The 17611-nt window shown below is 59.5% G+C and carries 20 protein-coding genes; 5 read left to right on the forward strand and 15 right to left on the reverse strand.

From position 1 onward, the window contains the following. Positions 1-98 precede the first annotated feature (98 nt). Complete coding sequence (gene thiC, locus ACTQ0H_RS05300) at positions 99-1433, forward strand: phosphomethylpyrimidine synthase ThiC (RefSeq protein WP_441536910.1); 1335 nt, start codon at positions 99-101, stop codon at positions 1431-1433. 177 nt (positions 1434-1610) lie between these two features. Further along, complete coding sequence (gene thiD / locus ACTQ0H_RS05305; protein WP_441537981.1) at positions 1611-2441, forward strand: bifunctional hydroxymethylpyrimidine kinase/phosphomethylpyrimidine kinase; 831 nt, start codon at positions 1611-1613, stop codon at positions 2439-2441. A 73-nt stretch (positions 2442-2514) separates the two neighbouring features. Here the strand turns inward: thiD and ACTQ0H_RS05310 are convergent, their stop codons facing one another. The 4 genes from ACTQ0H_RS05310 to ACTQ0H_RS05325 form a co-directional block, all read right to left on the reverse strand. Then, positions 2515-2733, reverse strand: a complete 219-nt coding sequence (locus ACTQ0H_RS05310) for a hypothetical protein (protein ID WP_441053954.1) — start codon at positions 2731-2733, stop codon at positions 2515-2517. A 78-nt stretch (positions 2734-2811) separates the two neighbouring features. Next, positions 2812-3927 (reverse strand): TIGR02452 family protein, encoded by a 1116-nt coding sequence (locus ACTQ0H_RS05315; RefSeq protein ID WP_441537979.1) that lies wholly within the window; start codon positions 3925-3927, stop codon positions 2812-2814. Between the two features lie 136 nt (positions 3928-4063). Further along, entirely contained in the window at positions 4064-4759 is a 696-nt protein-coding gene (locus tag ACTQ0H_RS05320) for a Bax inhibitor-1 family protein (RefSeq protein ID WP_441537978.1), read from the reverse strand. A gap of 80 nt (positions 4760-4839) precedes the next feature. Next, positions 4840-5142 (reverse strand): hypothetical protein, encoded by a 303-nt coding sequence (locus ACTQ0H_RS05325; RefSeq protein WP_195838523.1) that lies wholly within the window; start codon positions 5140-5142, stop codon positions 4840-4842. A 285-nt stretch (positions 5143-5427) separates the two neighbouring features. On the opposite strand from ACTQ0H_RS05325, the gene ACTQ0H_RS05330 reads away from it, so the two are divergent. The 3 genes from ACTQ0H_RS05330 (at position 5428) to ACTQ0H_RS05340 (ending at position 7983) form a co-directional block, all read left to right on the forward strand. Beyond that, positions 5428-6477 carry an anion permease gene (locus tag ACTQ0H_RS05330; RefSeq protein ID WP_441537976.1) on the forward strand — a complete coding sequence of 350 codons (1050 nt, stop codon included), beginning with the start codon at positions 5428-5430 and terminating at the stop codon, positions 6475-6477. A 66-nt stretch (positions 6478-6543) separates the two neighbouring features. Further along, positions 6544-7167, forward strand: a complete 624-nt coding sequence (locus tag ACTQ0H_RS05335; protein WP_427719219.1) for a DUF47 domain-containing protein — start codon at positions 6544-6546, stop codon at positions 7165-7167. A gap of 285 nt (positions 7168-7452) precedes the next feature. After that, entirely contained in the window at positions 7453-7983 is a 531-nt protein-coding gene (locus ACTQ0H_RS05340) for a nitroreductase family protein (RefSeq protein ID WP_441537973.1), read from the forward strand. Positions 7984-8147: 164 nt separating this feature from the next. On the opposite strand, the gene ACTQ0H_RS05345 is transcribed toward ACTQ0H_RS05340, so the two are convergent. The 11 genes from ACTQ0H_RS05345 to ftsZ form a co-directional block, all read right to left on the reverse strand. Continuing rightward, positions 8148-8816: a DivIVA domain-containing protein gene (locus ACTQ0H_RS05345; RefSeq protein ID WP_154515270.1), complete on the reverse strand. Its 669-nt coding sequence runs from the start codon at positions 8814-8816 to the stop codon at positions 8148-8150. Positions 8817-8878: 62 nt separating this feature from the next. Beyond that, positions 8879-9166, reverse strand: coding sequence for a YggT family protein (locus ACTQ0H_RS05350; RefSeq protein WP_441041719.1), 288 nt, complete (start codon positions 9164-9166; stop codon positions 8879-8881). Between the two features lie 15 nt (positions 9167-9181). Continuing rightward, positions 9182-9910, reverse strand: a complete 729-nt coding sequence (locus ACTQ0H_RS05355) for a cell division protein SepF (protein WP_441537972.1) — start codon at positions 9908-9910, stop codon at positions 9182-9184. Between the two features lie 60 nt (positions 9911-9970). Next, positions 9971-10708, reverse strand: coding sequence for a YggS family pyridoxal phosphate-dependent enzyme (locus ACTQ0H_RS05360; RefSeq protein ID WP_441053960.1), 738 nt, complete (start codon positions 10706-10708; stop codon positions 9971-9973). A 120-nt stretch (positions 10709-10828) separates the two neighbouring features. Further along, entirely contained in the window at positions 10829-11686 is an 858-nt protein-coding gene (locus ACTQ0H_RS05365; RefSeq protein ID WP_427719211.1) for a phosphate signaling complex PhoU family protein, read from the reverse strand. A 92-nt stretch (positions 11687-11778) separates the two neighbouring features. After that, a complete protein-coding gene (gene pstB, locus ACTQ0H_RS05370) occupies positions 11779-12582 on the reverse strand; it encodes a phosphate ABC transporter ATP-binding protein PstB (RefSeq protein WP_089571588.1) in 804 nt (267 codons plus the stop codon). Positions 12583-12594: 12 nt separating this feature from the next. After that, positions 12595-13500, reverse strand: a complete 906-nt coding sequence (pstA, locus tag ACTQ0H_RS05375) for a phosphate ABC transporter permease PstA (protein WP_427727613.1) — start codon at positions 13498-13500, stop codon at positions 12595-12597. Between the two features lie 3 nt (positions 13501-13503). Beyond that, positions 13504-14430 (reverse strand): phosphate ABC transporter permease subunit PstC, encoded by a 927-nt coding sequence (gene pstC, locus ACTQ0H_RS05380; RefSeq protein WP_441033191.1) that lies wholly within the window; start codon positions 14428-14430, stop codon positions 13504-13506. Position 14431: 1 nt separating this feature from the next. After that, entirely contained in the window at positions 14432-15268 is an 837-nt protein-coding gene (locus ACTQ0H_RS05385) for a phosphate ABC transporter substrate-binding protein (protein ID WP_427795805.1), read from the reverse strand. Further along, positions 15265-16065, reverse strand: coding sequence for a polyphenol oxidase family protein (locus ACTQ0H_RS05390; RefSeq protein WP_441547883.1), 801 nt, complete (start codon positions 16063-16065; stop codon positions 15265-15267). The genes ACTQ0H_RS05385 and ACTQ0H_RS05390 overlap by 4 nt, the downstream gene beginning before the upstream one ends. Before the next feature lie 210 nt (positions 16066-16275). After that, a complete protein-coding gene (ftsZ, locus tag ACTQ0H_RS05395) occupies positions 16276-17427 on the reverse strand; it encodes a cell division protein FtsZ (RefSeq protein ID WP_427727619.1) in 1152 nt (383 codons plus the stop codon). Positions 17428-17611 lie beyond the last annotated feature (184 nt).

Below are 17611 nucleotides of genomic sequence, written 5' to 3' on the forward strand. Positions count from 1 at the left end.
CGGGGAGCTTGCAGGACAAGACGGCAGGCTGAGACTGGGCTCGCCCGCCCTGACCCGCAAACCTGATATGGGTAATGCCAACGAAGGGAGCCGTGCCAATGAGCACACAGACCGAGCCCAAGCTCGTCACGCAAATCGATTTCGCCCGCGCCGGGCAAATCACACCGCAGATGAAGGAGGTTGCCGAACGCGAGCATCGCGACCCCGAGTACATCCGCGAGCGCGTGGCCGACGGCCGCATCGCCATTCCCGCCAACATCGTGCATATCAAAAAGGGCATGCGCGCCTTTGGTGTCGGCGAGGGCCTGTCTACCAAGGTCAACGTCAACCTGGGCATCTCGGGCGACAAGGCCGATGCCGCCGAGGAATGGAAGAAGGTCAAGATCGCCGAGGACTTTGGCGCCGACGCCATCATGGACCTCTCCAACTCGGGCAAGACGCGCCAATTCCGACAGCAGCTCATCGACGAGACGCCGCTCATGGTGGGCACCGTCCCCATGTACGACGCCATCGGCTACATGGAAAAGCCGCTTGTCAAGCTTACCAAGGACGACCTGTTCGAGGTCGTGCGCGTGCACGCCGAGGACGGCGTGGACTTTATGACCATCCACTGCGGCATCAATAAGTCGGTCACCAAAACCTTTAAGGAGACCGGCCGTCTCATGAACATCGTCAGCCGCGGCGGCTCACTGCTGTTTGGCTGGATGGAGGTCACCGGCAACGAGAACCCCTTCTACGAGTACTTTGACGAGCTGCTCGAGATCTGCCACGAGTACGACGTGACGATTTCGCTCGGCGACTCCTGCCGCCCGGGCTGCCTCTACGACTCCAACGACGCCACCGAGACCGCCGAGATGATCGAGCTGGGCAAGCTGTGCAAGCGCGCTTGGGCCGCCGGCGTCCAGGTCATGGTCGAGGGCCCGGGGCACATGGCGCTCGACGAGATCGCCGCCAACATGAAACTGCAGAAGCGCCTGTGCCACAACGCCCCGTTCTACGTGCTCGGGCCGCTGGTGACCGATATCGGCGTGGGCTACGACCACATCACCGCAGCCATCGGTGGCGCCATCTCCGCGAGCTCGGGTGCCGACTTTTTGTGCTACGTGACACCGGCAGAGCACCTATGCCTGCCTAACGCCCAGGATGTGCTCGACGGCCTCATGGCCACCAAGATTGCCGCACACGCCGCCGACATCGCCAAAAAGGTGCCCCACGCCCGCGACATGGACGACAAGATGGGCCAGGCACGCCGCAAGCTCGACTGGGACGCCATGTGGAAGTGCGCGCTCGATCCGGTCACCGGCAAGAAGCGCTACGAGGAATCCCCTGCTGCCACCGAGGGCACCTGCACCATGTGCGGCAAGATGTGCGCCGTCCGCACCGTCAACAAGGTGTTCGAAGGCACGACGATCGACCTCGGCATGGAGGACTAACTCGTCACCGGAGCCATAATCGGCCACAAGGCGTTCGTCAATTGTTGACGTGTGAACATTTTCTTACATTTACGTAAAGATTGCGCCACCCGCCCGGGATCGGCATACAGCCGGCCCGGGCAACTTTATAATGCGGGCAAGAGACCCATTTGAATCCGACCGAACAAGGGAGCGAACATGGATCGTAGTAAGGTACCAGCCGTTCTATCCATCGCAGGATCCGATTCCAGCGGCGGTGCCGGCATTCAGGCCGACATCAAGACCATCACGGCGCACCGCCTGTATGCCGAGACGGTCATCACGGCCATCACCGCACAGAACACCCTAGGCGTCACCGCCGTGCAGAACATCTCCCCGGATATTGTCGCGGCGCAGATCGATGCCGTTTTTGACGATATCCGCCCCAGTGCCGTCAAGATCGGCATGGTTTCCTCTGCCGAGATTATCGAAGTCATAGCCGACCGCCTGAGCGCCTGGGACGCACAAAATATCGTCGTCGACCCCGTCATGGTCGCCACTTCGGGCGCTCGTCTCATCGCCGAGGACGCCGCCGAAGCGCTTACACGCCGCCTGTTCCCACTGGCAAGCGTTATCACGCCCAATATTCCCGAGGCCATGGCGCTGCTCGACTACGAGGTCGATTCCGAGCGCACACAGCAAAACGCTGCCATGCTCCTCACCCGCCGCTTTGGCTGCGCGTCCCTCGTTAAGGGCGGGCATTTTGTCAACGAGGCCAACGATGTGCTAGCAGAGCCCGCGCCGCTCGATGACGAGGGCAACCACCTGGGCGATCCGCTCACCACGTGGTTCCGCCACAAGCGCATCGAGACCGACAACACGCATGGTACCGGCTGTACGCTTTCGTCCGCCATCGCCTGCGCGCTGGCCCAGGGCATGGATCTTGCCGATGCCGTCAACGCCGGCAAGGCCTACCTAACCGGCGCTCTCGCCGCCGGCCTGAACATGGGCAAAGGCTCCGGCCCCGTCAACCACATGTGGCAGTACTAAAAAGCCAGCAACCAAAACCACCGCACAAACCACCGCAAAGGCGCCTGTCCCTTTGTGGTGGTTTGGGGTCGCGCTACTGACCGAGCATCTCTTGGAGCTTGGCTGCCACGGCGTGGCCCAGGCTCTCGTGGCTTTCGGGCATCATGTGCAGATAATCGATATCGCCCGGCTCGCGCTGGGCCACGCCGCACCAGCGCACATCGTGCGCATAGCGCACCGCGGTGCCATCGCGCATGCCCGCCGGATCGTAGCCATACGTATTGCTGTCACCAAAGCACAGGACGTTTTTCATCGCAAGCCCTTCCCTCAGTAAAAAGCCGACGGGAGCAGCCCCTCCCGCCGGCTCGACCTATCTGTCAGCGCGCACCGATTACAGATACTTGCGCCAGTCGTCATCATCCTCGTCGTCCTCGGCAGCGGCATGAGCCTGCTCGGCGGCACGGGCGGCCGCGGCACGGGCGGCAACCTGGGCATAGGACTCCTCGTTGCGCTCGGGGAAGCTTGCCAGCACGTGCTCGAACTTGGCAAAATCCTCGTCCCAGCGCGTAGAGGGCACGGCAAAGAAGACCTGCTTGACCTTAAAGTCGCCCGATGCGAGCTCCTTGCGAAAGAGCTCGGCCACGGCCTCGGCGTCAAAGCCGTTGTTGTCACAGCCCCAGGCGCCCAGCACGAGCTTCTCGCGACCAAGCTCGTCGCAGATGGCCAGCACAAAGCGGATACGATCGCGCAGGGCGTCCAGCAGGGCATCGTCACCCACGCGATACTCCTGGCGAGCGCGCTTGGCGTTGGGCGCAGCGGCAACGATCACGTCGGCATACGCATGCACGTGGTTGCGGTCGAAGCGCACCGCAGGCACCACCAGCGCACGGTTGCGGTACAGCTCACAGTTGATGTTGCGGCGACGGTTCTCGCCGTACCATTTGCGCTGCTTATCGAGCACATTGTACAGATACGAATCGGCACAGAGCGTGGCCTCCTGACCCAGATAACCCTGGATGTAGCCACCGCCCGGGTTGGTGAACGAGGCAAAGGCGAGCACGGCCATGTCGCAGAACTGCGCGTAGCCTCGGCCGTTATCCAGAATGGCCTGCGTGGCAGAGGCGTCGAGCACGGTGACCTCGGGCAGGACCGGGGCGGGCTCCTCGGCAGCAGGCGCGGGCTCGGTCTCCGTGGCTTCCTCTGCGGGCACAGGCTCGGCCACGACCTCGGTCTCGGCAGGCGCAACCTCGGCGGCCTCAGACTCATCGGCAACCTGCTCTTCGGCAGCAGCCACCTGGGCCTTAGCCTTCATCGCCGCGACAAATCCGGCAGGCATGCCCTCGAACTCGTGCACGCCGGCAAGCGAGCGCTCGATATCCTTTGCGCACGCTTCGGACACAGTCGCCACGTGACGCTCGGCGGCCTTGGCACGGGCCTCGCGCTTGGGATTGGGCTGTCCCGCGCGGTTGGGCCTACGGTTACGGTTCCTGTTGTCGACGTCTGCCATAAGTGGTCACCTTTCTCGGTCGCTGCCGCTATCGGCTTTTCCCATCCATGATACCCCGCCGCGTACAAAAAAGGCGGCCCCGAAGGACCGCCTTTCGCATCGATTTGCGCGCGGCAAGCACCACTGCAATCTGGCACTAGTCGCGACGACCAAGGATGTTCAGAATGCGCAGGAACACGTTGATAATGTCCACGAACAGGTTGGACGCCATGAGCACGGCGTTGGGCAGCGTGGGCGGCACCGTCGTGGCCACATAGGTGTCGTAGCCAATAAAGCCGGCGAACACCACAATCACGATCAGGTCGGTGATGGTCTGCGAGACGCCCATGAACATCAGCACGATCTCGACCAGAATCGTGGCAAGCAGAACGCCAAAACCAATGCCGTACACACGCTGGAAGAATTTGGGGAAGGTCACGCCCAGTGCGCCAAAGACAAAGGTGATGGCGGCAGTGGCGATAAAGGCGGTGTTGATGGTGGGCAGGTCGTAGTTGGCAAGGCCAAACGACGCGGTCAGACCAAAGGTGCTCGCAAAGATCGCGTAACCCGCGAGCGACAGGCCCACGGACTGCTTGCTGGCGGCGGCCGTCATCATGACGATTCCGACAATGGTCAGGATAAGCGAGCCAAAGACCAGCGGCAGGGCGGCGCCACTCATCATCATGCGCGCAAACGACATGGTGCCCGTAAAGTAGGCGCCAGCGCCCATAGCGCAAAAACCCAAAAAGATCAGGGCAGACATGGCAAGGTTGTACGCGCGCGGCGACATCTCCTTGGCACGGCTTGCGCCGGTCTCGATGGGGCCGTTCTGATAGCCCTGGATATCGTTCATAATTTCGTCCTTTCAAAAAGCGCCGCGACAGCGCCGTAGGTGACAAGATTCCTGCCATTGTACCCGAATGGCGCGCGCTCTTACCCGCGGCGCTCACTCTCGAGTGTACGGTCGAACGCCCACACCCACCACCGCATCAGATGAGCCTGCGAGCCATCCGGTCGCTCACGCGCCTGGTCTTCCAGATACAGCTCGGTCGTATGTCCGCCAAAACGAACCTTATAGGTTGCCGTACGAATGCCGTGAACCGTCAGGCCAAAACCGGTAGACGAGACAATCTCGTCAATCGTAAAGCAGCGACCGTCGACCCAGCAGACGGTAACCGGCACAACTTGTCCGCCCGCGAGGATGCGGGCCACGACGTCCACATACTGCTTGTGCACGCGCCGAGTTTTGCCATCTGTCTGTCGATATTCCATGCCCCTATTATCGAACGCATGTTTGCATATTGTAAAGCGAACAGACTGTGGTTTTGGGGTGTCGGAGCGAGCGCACGTGTCCTCACGGCGTGTTAGCAAAAAGAACACCCGCGGTCAACAGGGCTAATATTCAATTTTAGTGCCAAAAAATTCACTTCTCCCGTCAGAACTCGGTAAAGAAACCCGCAGGAGGTGATACGATTTATCATGTTTTTGTAACGTTTCTGCAAACTTCGAGAAAGCCCATATATGGACGTAACGTTCTCAGCCTTCCTCGGCCAACTTGTTTCGAACCCAGTCCTTGCCGTCACCGTGTTCCTCGCGCTCGGCGCCATCTTCGTCAACGGATGGACCGACGCGCCCAACGCCATCGCGACCTGTGTCACCACGCGTTGCATGCCCGCCCGCGCCGCCATTCTCATGAGTGCCGCGTTCAACTTTTTGGGCGTGCTCATCATGACGCACTTTAATGCCAGCGTTGCCAACACCATCTCCCATATCGTCGACTTTGGCGGAAACAGCACCATGGCGCTCGCGTGCCTCTGCGCGGCCCTGTTCTCCATCGTCGTCTACGGCGCCACGGCATCGCGTTTTGGCATCCCCACCTCGCAGAGCCACAGCCTCATCGCCGGCCTGACCGGCGCTGCCATCGCCCTCGGCGGCGCCAGCAGCGTCAATGTCCACGAGTGGATGAAGGTCATCTACGGCCTGGCGCTCTCCATCGGTCTGGGCTTTGTCATGGGCTGGGTCCTGTGCAAGCTCGTCTCGATTCTTTTCGCTGCCGCCAACAGGCGACGTGCCAACGTCTTCTTTAAATATGCTCAGATCGCGAGCGCCGCGGCCATGAGCTTTATGCACGGCGCGCAGGATGGACAAAAGTTCATCGGCGTGCTCTTTTTAGGTGTCGCCTTTGCCAACGGACAGACCGGCGTCGGCGACGCCGGCATCCCCATCTGGATCATGCTGCTGTGCTCGGCCACCATGGGCATCGGCACCAGCGTGGGCGGTGAGCGTATCATCAAGTCCGTCGGCCAGAGCATGGTTAAGCTCGAGAAGTATCAGGGCTTCTCTGCCGACCTGGCAGGAGCCGCAAACCTGCTGCTTGCCACGCTCACCGGTATCCCCGTGTCCTCCACGCACATCAAGACCTGCGCCATCATGGGCGTCGGCGCCGTCAAGCGCCTCTCGGCCATCAACTTCGGCGTGGTCAAGGACATGATGTTCACGTGGTTCTTCACCTTCCCCGCCTGTGGACTCATCAGCTTTGTTATGGCCAGGCTGTTCATGATGCTCCTCTAGTCAAACCGAACGTCCATCCGGACCGCATTACCTCGCCCACCCGTCTTCGCCCCGAAAGGATCACTCATGGCAAAGAAACCCGATTCGTTCTACTTTGACAACTACGTCGCCTGCGCCGACTTCGCCGTTCAGGCAGCCGAGCTGCTCACCAAGATTTTTGAGAACTTTGACCCCGCGCAGATCCACGACATGCTCGAGAAGATGCATGCGATTGAGCATGCAGCAGACAAGAAGCACCATGAGCTCGAAGACGCCCTGCTCACGGCCTTTATCACCCCGCTTGAGCGCGAGGACCTTAACCTCATGAGCTGCTCGCTCGATACCGTGCTCGACCGTATTGAGGGCGTCGTGCAGCGCCTCTACTTCACCAACATCCAGAGCATCCACCCCGATGCCATCGTGATCGCCCACAAGGTGACCGACGCCTGCCGCGCCATGAAGGACCTGATGGTCGAGTTGCCCAACTACCGCAAGTCCAAAACGCTGCGCGAGCTCGTCATCCAGATCAACACCATCGAGTCCGAGGCCGACGAACTCTACATCAACGCCATGCGTAACCTGCACGTCAACGGCAAGGACCCGCTCGAGGTCATCGCCTGGCGTGACGTGTACGCCTTCTTGGAGTACTGCGCCGACTGCTGCGAGAATGTGGCCGATGTCGTGGATTCGATTGTCATGAAGAACAGTTAATTGGGGGTACGCATCCCACCGGTCGCGGGCCCGGCCACTAATAACCCTTTTCACTCCGGCTGCAAGCAGAGTCGTTCAAAAGGTTATTAGTGGTCGGGCCCGCTCCCTTGTGTATCACCATTGAAACTTTGGCTGATAGTTTTAGCGCAATGGGGGTTTGGCTGAAGGGCCCTTTGGTACCCGCTCGGACACTTTGGCCCTTGGTGAGCGTTTGACTGATTGCTGCTTTGGGTACTCTTTGGGTTACTTTGGGTTTGTTTGATTTTTAATTGTTGGAGGGCTTGTATGTCGTATTTGGATCTGGCTCGGTCTCGGTATTCTTGTCGTTTGTTTGAGGATCGTTCTGTTGAGCAGGCTGTGGTGGATACCATTGTTGAGGCTGGACGCATTGCTCCTTCTGCTTGCAATAATCATCCAACCCGTGTGATGGTGTTGGATACGCCTGAGCTTCTGGAAAAGGCAGCTGCTTGTCAGCCTCGGTTTGCTCGTGATGGATCCATCTTTGGCGCTCCGCTCATCTTCCTCATTTGCAGCGTTACCAACGATGCTTGGGTGCGTCCCTATGACCAGATGAACTCCAGCGCTATCGACACCTCGATTGTTTGCGATCAAATGATGATGGAGGCCGAGGAACAGGGCCTGGGAACGTGCTGGGTATGCCATTTTAAGCCCGAGCTAGCCCACGAGCAGTTCAACCTGCCCGAGGGCGTTTATCCCTACCACATGCTCGTCTGCGGCTATCCCGCCGACCATATTGCCGACCCCGAGCATCGCGAGGCCCGCACCATTCCTCTATCCAATTTCCTCCTCAAGTAGTTTTTGGCCCATGCCCTAAAACCTACCTTTTACCGCTCAAACGTTCGCCGAGTTCTGCCCTATCGCACGCAGAGCTCGGCGTTATGTTTCCCAACCCGTATACAGCTAAAAAAAGGAGCTCGCAAGCGCGAGCTCCTTTTAAGAGCTAGATTGTAGTTTTGGCGCTAGTCCAGGTCGTCCGCGGCAAAGTTGTCAATCGGGGCGAAGGGGTCGGCCACGGGGACAACCGGATCAGCGACAGGCAGCGGCTCGGCGGCAGGCATGGTCACGGCAGGAGAAGCCGCGGAACCGACCGGCGTAGAAGCCAGCAGATCGGCCGGGAAGGAATTCTGAGCATCGTCCATAAAGTGCTGAATGAGCTTGAGATACTCGGCCTTGAACTCCTCGCGGGAAGCCTTCAGACGGTCAATCTCCTCGAGCTCGGCCTGCTTCTCGGTCAGGGCCTGACGGATGACCTCGCGGGCCTTGGCGTCGGCCTCGTTGCGGATGCGGTCAGCATTCTCGTTAGCGTCGTTGACAATCGCCTCGGCGGTCTGCTGAGCCGCAATGAGAGCGGCGGAAATCTGACGCTCCTGAGCGGAGAAATCGGGAGCGGGAGTGGCGACAGGAGCAGCCTGAGCGGCAGAATCCTGGGCCTGCGCAAGCTGAGCCTGCGTATCGGCAAGCTGCTGCTCGGTGGCGGTCAGGCGACCCTTAAGATCAACGATCTTGGCAAGCATAGCGTCGACCTCGGAGGACAGGGTCTCCAGGAAGACGTCGACCTCGGCGGGATCGTAGCCGCGCTTGGCCTCAGAGAAGGTCTGAGCCTGGATGTCAGCAGGGGTAATAGCCATAACAAGTTCTCCTTTATCATCGCCTTGGCGCTAAGCGCCCGACATAGGTTACTGAGCCAGTCCTATACGAGTATACCTATAAGTAGCTGCAGAATGAGCTTCTGCACCAACTGCAACGCAATAATCGCAACGACCGGTGAAAAATCGATACCGCCCATCGGCGGCATAAACCGGCGAAACAGGTTGAGCCAAGGGCCGCAAACGCCGTCGAGCACCGCCGCGATATCCTGTAGCAAACCACCCTGCTTCATGGGAATCCACGTCATAAAGCAGTAGACCACAATCAACGTGGAATAAAAATTAAACAGCGTGTTGACAAGCTGAACGATGGTGTAGATGTTGATGGGAATCTCCTCACCTTGTCTTTACTTGAGATAGCCGTCGGCGCGAAGCTTCTTAAGATCCGAATCCTTGACCTCGCAGCCGGCGGGCAGCACCATAAACACGCGATCGCCCACTTCTTTGACCGAAGCGCCCAGGCCACAGGCAAAGCCATAGCTAAAGTCCAGGACGCGTTTGGCGACCTCGGTGCGAACGCCCACAAAGATCAGCGCGACAGGCTGCTTGGTACGCACGCGGCGCACGACCGTCTCCACGTCGTCATAACTCTCCGGACGAAGAACGTAGGCCGGCAACTGAGGCGTGGCGTTGATGATATTGCTCGCATAGGCAGAGGCATCGCTCGGCGTTGCAGCAGGAGCGGGCGCAGCGGCAGCGCGGACCCGAGCGTTCTCGGCGTAGCTTGACGGCGTGTCATAGGCGCCGGGACGATAACCGCCCGCAGCGGCATCCTGAGAGCGCGAAGGCGGATTGTACGTCGTAGCGTGACGGGAGTCGTCGCCGATCAGTTGACCGGAACGCGTGTACACAGCAACCGACTCAGCCTCTCCGCGGCGTGTCTGCCCCAGCAGTCCATTGCTCGGTTCATCTTGCGTGTAGAAGCCCTCGCCCGAAGCACCGCTGTAGCCGTTGTTCTGATAGCCGTCGTCATAGCCGTCATCGTAACCGTAGTCATCATCCTGGCCATAACCCTGGTCATAACCCTGCTGGCCGCCTAGGTGCATTTTATTTTTAATTTCGTCAAGGAAACCCATGGTTGTGTCCTCTCACGGTCTAATGCAGGCGCTCTGACAATCAGCGCGCACTTCAGGCTCTTATTTTACTTCAAACTCCGGGCTGAATACTACCCTGCCCAGGCGAACAAGCGTCGAGCCTTCCTCAAGGGCAGGCTCAAAGTCCTCGCTCATGCCGCAAGAAAGCTCAGGCAGACACAGATCGGGGTGTGCCGTCTCCAGCTCATCCCTCAACTCACGCAGCCCGGCAAAGGTGCGGCGCGCCACATCCTTATTCCCCCGGGGTGCCATGGTCATAAGCCCCTGCACACAAATTCCCTCAAGTTCCGCAAGCTCGCCAGCCGCGGCACGAACCTCATCGGGCGAAAAGCCGCCCTTGGACTCCTCGCCGCTTACATTGACCTCGATCAGCACATGCTGAGGACCGGCAAGCTCGCCCGCCTCAATCTTGCGGACGGCACGGCTCGAGATAGCCTGCGCCAAATGAAGCGACCCCACCGAATGAATCAGCTCGGCCGCACCCAGCACCGCATTGATCTTGTTGGTCTGAAGATTACCGATCATATCGAAGCGCACCTCGGGCAGCTCCGGATGCTCCGCCAACCCCGCAAGCTTGCGAACAAGCTCCTGCGGACGGTTCTCGGCAAAATGACGATACCCTGCCTGGATGGCGGCAACGGTCTCATCGACGCCAACGGTCTTGGAGACGGCAATCAGACGTGCGGCATCGTGAGAACGGCCCGCGCGATCGAGTGCGGCATAAAAGCGTTCGAGAATCTGCTCGCGGCGAGCGCGCATCACGTTCAAATAATTATCCATTGCCAATCGCCTCCGCAGACAGACGTACAAGTAGTCCCATGCTAACGCAAGAGCGCGGCCCTGCATGTGCAAGGCCGCGCTCACTTAGGTATTTACAATCTTTCGACGAACGGAGCTACCCTACTCCTCGTCATCCTCGGTATCGTCCTCGTCCTCGAGGTGCTCGAGCAGGTAGCGAAGACCCTCGCTCACCTCGTTAGCGGGCACCTTGGCAACAAAGCGCGCATCGACAGCGGGCCTCATGATGACGCCCTCGCCCGAAGGCACGCGCATGCTCTCGAGCTCATCCTCGTCCGTACGGGCGATATCGCCGGCGTTCATGCGCTGGCCGGTCAAAAGGAAGGTCAGACGGCAGGCGGCATCGATGGAAATCGAGGCGATGCGATCGAGGTAGCGCGAAACCATGATGGCGCGGCGCAGATCGTCATAGTTGCTGTCGTCGTCCATAAACTCTCCCGCGTCCATGCGGTTGAAGGTACGGAAGAACTTCTCATAGGCCGCATGCACCGGCTCGTCCTCGACGGCCAGGTTGCAGATGATGGACATGTCGTTGGTGACGAGCGCGGAAAGCGACGAGCCCAGCACCTGGTATACGGCTTCGGCCTCGGCCTCAACCGTACCGACGAGCTCCTGGGGCAGCGAGATATCGGCCTTGACCATATGACGCGTGGCGCGGCAGATCTGGCGAACCTTATCGGTCATGCGCTGCAGGTTAAAGTCGACGTAGATGATTGTCTGCAGCAAGCGGAAGTCGGAGGCGACCGGCGACTGCGTAGCGATCAGGTTGTAGCACACGGCCTCCAGATTGGCGCAGCGCGCGTCAATCGAAAGCGTGCGCTTCTTGGTCTTGGTGGCGAGCTTGCGGTCGTCGGTCACATAGGCCTTCACGGCGTCGTGAAGAGCCAGGTCTACAGCCTCGTAGATGCTCAACATCTCGTGACGAGCCTCGACGAGCTGACGGGAAAACAGTTTGCGCATGGTTCACTCCAATCAGTTGGGTGCGGTCATGCCGCCCGCACAGTGAATACGCACCGGACCAGGTCCGATCGGCTTGGGACTAGTCGCACCGATCAGCCAAAGCGGCCGGTGATATAGTCTTCCGTCCGCGAATCCACCGGGCTGGTGAAGATCGCGTCGGTTTGACCATACTCGATGAGCGTGGCGGGCTCGCCGGCAACCTCCTGCAAGAAGAAGGCGGTGTAGTCGCTAATGCGAGCTGCCTGCTGCATTGAATGTGTGACGATGATGATCGTCATCTCGGGCGCCAGCTCGGCCATCAGATCCTCGACCTTGGAGACGGACGTGGGGTCGATGGCGGAGCAGGGCTCGTCCATCAGAAGGACATCGGGCTGCACCGCGAGCACACGCGCGATGCACAGACGCTGCTGCTGACCGCCCGAAAGCGCCAAACCATCCTTGTTGAGCTGATTGGATACCTCTTTCCAGAGGTTGGCGCGCTTGAGCGATTCTTCCACGATGTCATCGAGGTCGCTTTTGCTAGTCACGCCCTGCAGACGAGGGCCAAAAGCAACATTCTCGTAGATGGATTTAGGGAACGGGTTGGGCTGCTGAAAAATCATGCCCACGCGGCGGCGAAGGTCGACCGGGTCGACGCCCTCGGCATAGATATCGTTGCCGTCGAGCGTCATGGTGCCCTCGACGCGCGTGCCCTCGATAAGGTCGTTCATACGGTTGATACAGCGCAAAAACGTCGATTTGCCGCAGCCCGAAGGGCCGATAAACGAGGTAATGGCGTTTTTGGCGATGTTGAGGTCGAGCCCCGTCAGCGCATGAAAGTCACCGTACCAAAAGTTGAAATCCTTGGCCGTGATGGCCGCTTGCTCCAGCGTGGGAGCGGACTGATAGACGGACATGGGACTCCTTAACTAGCGGCGTTTGCGCGACAGATAACGCGCAAACAGGTTGAAGGCCAGAATAATCGCCATCAGTAAAAGCGCGGTGCCGTAGGCTGCGTTCATGTTGATGCCGTCATTGGCAAGCAGATAAAGGTGAACGGTCATGGGGCGACCGGAATCGAGCGGCGAAATAGGCAGGTTGATGGCCTGGCCCATGGTGTAGAGCACCACGGCGGTCTCGCCGATGGCGCGGCCGATGGCAAGTACGATGCCGGTGGCAATGCGGCCAAAAGCCGAAGGAAGCACGATCTTGGAGACGACCTGCCACTTGGTGGCACCCAGGCCATATGCGCCCCAACGGATATAGCGCGGAACGGCGCGGATTGCCTCCTCGGTGGTACGCATGACAATGGGCAGCATCAGAAGTGCGAGCGCCAGGGCGGCCGAAACCATCGAAAGACCCAGGCCCATGGCCTCGACAAACAAGGCGTAGCCAAAAAGGCCCATAACAATGGAGGGCACCGAGGCCAGGGCATCGGCAGCATAGCGAATGATGTCGACAACCTTGCCCTGCTTGGCATATTCAGCCAGATAGACCGCAGCCAAGACGGCAACCGGCGTGCAGATGAGCATGGCGAGCGCCGTCACGTAGACGGTCGAGACGATAGTGGGCCAAATGCCGCCCTCGGCGTTTACTCCCTGCGGCCAGCCAAAGATAAAGTCGAGCGAGATGTGCGGCAGACCGTTGATAACTACGTAGGCGATGATGGCGACCAGTACCAGCGTGGTGATATAGGCCGCGGCGCGAAACACGCCGAGCATAATCTTGTTGGACAGATCCTTGTTGATGCGGCCCTTCTTACCATGGGAAAGGGCACGCTTGATGCGTTCGCGCGACGAGGTCGTATCGACCGTCGTGTCAACGGAATCGGACATAGCCTACCCCCTCTTCTTCTTGGAAATCAGACGGACGATGCCCACCAATGCGGCGGAAATGATAAACAGGACCACGCCCATGCCAAACAGAGCCGAGCGGTGCAGGCCCGAGGAATAGCTCATGTCGAGCGCGATCTGGCTCGTGAGCGTCGAGATGGGGCTCGAGATGCTGTCCGGGATGACCGGAGCGTTGCCAACGACCATGAGCACGGCCATGGTCTCACCGATGGCACGACCCATGCCCAAGACAATCGCATCGACGATGCCCAACTTGGCTGCAGGCAGCACGACCTTGTATATGGTCTGCCACTTGGTGGCACCCATGGCATAGGATGCCTCGCGAATGCCCATGGGAATGGAATTGAGGGCATCGATGGTGAGCGTGGTGATGGTGGGAACGATCATGATGGCGAGCACGAGCCACGCCGTCAGCGCACCAAAGCCAAGACCGCCGGTCAGCTGCGCGATAAACGGACGGATGATAACCATGCCAAAGAAACCGTAGATGATGGAGGGGATACCCGCCAGCAGGTCGACGGCGGGGCTGATGAGACTGCGCACGCGCTTGCCGGCGATCTCGACCAGATACACGGCCGTGCCCACACCCAGGGGCACACCCATGGCGAGCGCACCGACCGTCACCAGACCAGAGCCCGCCAGCAGCGACATGATGCCGTAGTGGCCCTCGGAGGGCGCCCACGTAAAGCTAAAGAAGTCCGCCAGACCGATGTCGGTAAAGACGGGCAACGCCGAGTACGTGGTAAAGACAAAAATCAGGATGACGGTAACGACCGCCAAGAACGCGCAAGCAAAGAAGATCCACTGCAGCGCCTTCTCTTTGAGATAGGTGCTGCGCGACACCAACGCCAACTCACGCTTTTTGGGCGCCTGAGCCTCTCGCTCAATCTGGGGGGTTTCCTGTGCTTCCATGCTACTCACTCCCCTTTCCGTCGTTGGTGACGGGAATAAAGCCCGCCTCGCGAATCTGCTTGTCCATCTTCTCCGACGTCACATAGTCAATGTAGTCCTGTGCACGCTGCGAAGGCGTACCCTTCACAAAGAAGTAAAGGTCGCGCGAGATGGGATAGCCGCCACTTGCGACCGTCTTCTCGGATGCCTCGACATGGTTGACCGAAACAGCCTTAACCGAAGTCTTAGCGTTGAGGCTCTCGACAAAACCCAGCGAGATGTAGCCAATGGCACCACGCGAACGGGATACGACATCGCGTACCTGGCCCGTGCCCGAAAGAACGGCAGAGCGACGATCGAACGGCGTGCCGTCCATCACGATGGTACGGAAGGCCTCGCGCGTACCGGACGCCTCATCGCGGTTAATAACCTGAATCTTCAGGTCCTCTCCGCCGACTTCCTTCCAGTTGGTAATCTTACCGGCGTATATGTCGCGAAGCTGCTCGGTCGAGAGGTTGTCGACCGGATTACCGTCGTTCACGATGACTGCGATGCCGTCGTGCGCGATTACAATCGGGGTCAGGCCCAGATCCTGCTCGTCGGCATTGAGGCCACGAGACGAGCTGGCGATGTCAGCCGTGCCGTTGCTGACGGCCTCGATACCGGCAGAAGAGCCAAGGCCAGAGACGAGCACGTCGGTGCCGGTCTCCTCCTTAAAGCCCTCGGCCGCAATCTCGGCAATGGGAAGGCAGGTGGTCGAGCCGGCCACGGTGATAGAAGACGTGGAAGATCCCGAGGAGCAGGCACACAGCGTAAGCGTGAGCACTGCCGCGCTTAGGACCGATGCGATCTTTCTCATAGCATCACGCCGATCGCAGCATGGCGCCCACAGGTGCCGCCCTCGTTGCGGTAGGAATAAAAGCGGTCGTTCTGACGAACGGTGGAGAGCTTGGTGTCCACAATGCCGTTCGCTTCGACGCCGGCGTCCATCAGCGCCTCGCGAATGGCGGCGGAAAGATCGAGCATACGAGAAGCGGCAGCATCGATGCACGCGAACTCGGAGGCAAAGCGGTCCATAAGTTCTTGGGACACCTCGTACTCGTCACCCAGGATATGGGGCCCAATATAGGCAGAGATGTCGTCTGGCTTGCAGCCAGCCGCCTCGCAGAGCGCTTGGCACGCCTTGGCGGAAATGCGCGCAATCGTGCCCTTCCAGCCAGAATGCACCACGGCAAAGCCGCCGGGAGCCACCAGCACAACGGGAACACAATCGGCAAAGCAAAGCATCACGGGCACCTCATGCGCCGTGCAGACGAGGGCATCGCAGCCCTCGGCAATCCGCTCGCGAATGTTCTCGAGATCATCGGCGCCGTTCGAGGTCACCGTCACGACATTGTCACCGTGTACCTGATTGGGGACAAGCAGGTTGTGCTCGCACTCGGCAATACCCATGGCCTCGAGTACGCGGCGACGATTTTCTTGAACGGCAAAGGGGTCATCGCCAACATGCGAGCCCAGATTGAGTGAGGAGTACGCATCTTCGGAAACACCGCCAGTGCGTTCGGTGAAGGCAAAGCGGACATCGTGCGTCGCGCCCTCTACCAACGTAACTCCATCATGGTCGACACGCGAAACGTTGTCCGCACGTGCTGCCATACTAAAGCCTCCTAATAACACGAGTATCGCGGCCAAGCCGCAGCAGTCCGTGCCATACGGCTGCCATACTTCTACAAAAGGATACCCGCAGCGGTAGGAACCAAACGTAAGGGGAACGTAAAGAGATTGGAGACTTTCGTTTACAAACGAGAAACAAAACGGGGTGCATCCAAATGGACACACCCCGTGCAGGTCGTTGAGAAAAACGAACTAGAAGCTACCACGCTTAAGGAAGTCGGGAAGCTCAAACTGGTCGTTACCAAAATTGGGAAGCTCCGTACCGCCGACATTGCGGGTCGGGGCAGACTGAGCCGAGCTTGCAGCGGGAGCGGTACGCTGAGGCTCGGCAACGGAAGCCTTGCTCTGGGACTGCTGGGCAGCGAAGAGCTCGTCCTGACGGTTGACATTAGAGTCGGAGAAGCCCGTAGCGATAACGGTGATGCGCACCTGATCGCCCAGGGACTCGTCGACAACGGTACCGAAGATGATGTTGGCCTCGGGATCGACGGCGTTGGCGACAACGTCGGCAGCGTCGCTGATCTCTTGGATGCCCAGATCCTTGGAGCCGGCGATGGAGAGCAGGACGCGCGTAGCACCATCGATAGAGCTCTCGAGCAGCGGGCTGGAAATAGCCTGCTGGGCGGCGTCGACGGCACGGGTGTCCCCAGAAGAAGTACCGATACCCATCATGGCGGTGCCGGCCTGCTTCATGATGGTCTTAACATCAGCGAAGTCCAGGTTGATGATGCCCGGGACGGTGATGAGGTCGGTGATGCCCTGGGTGCCCTGGGAAAGGACGCCATCGGCAATCGCGAAGGCCTCGAGCATGGTGGTCTTCTTCTCGGCGATGTCGAGCAGCTTGTCGTTAGGGATAACGATCATGGTGTCGACGCAATCGGAAAGGGTCTTAATGCCCTCTTCGGCGCTCTTCTTACGCTTGCGGCCCTCGAAGGTGAAGGGCTTGGTCACGACGGCGACGGTCAGCGCACCGACCTCGTTCATCGCGATATCGGCAACGATGGGAGCGGCGCCGGTGCCGGTGCCACCGCCCTCACCGCAGGTGATGAACACCATGTCGGCGCCAGCGAGTGCCTCGGCGATGTCATCGCGGGACTCATCGGCAGCCTTGCGACCAACCTCGGGGTTGGCGCCAGCGCCCAGGCCGCGGGTAAGGTCGGTGCCGATGTGGACCTTGATATCGGCATCAGAGATCGCGAGCGCCTGAGCATCGGTGTTGATGGCAACAAACTCGACGCCACGAATGCCCTCTTCGATCATTCGATTGACCGCGTTGGTACCGCCGCCGCCGACGCCGACCACCTTAATGACGGCAAGGTAGTTGTTGATCTCTGTCTCGTGCATGTCGGTCCTCCGAACAAAGGTTATAGCCATAGCATGGGTTGACCCCTGCGCACATTAACCTTCAGGTTGAAAGTAAATGCAAAGGTAAACCGTATTATGTTTGCACATTATGAACGTATCAGTCAAATAATTGACCGTGAAAACCAAACAAACCAGATAAACGGCGTGGTATGGCCCCTCAACA

This window comes from Collinsella sp. LCP21S3_A3 (assembly GCF_052118905.1).
In the GTDB taxonomy this organism is placed as follows: Bacteria; Actinomycetota; Coriobacteriia; order Coriobacteriales; family Coriobacteriaceae; genus Collinsella.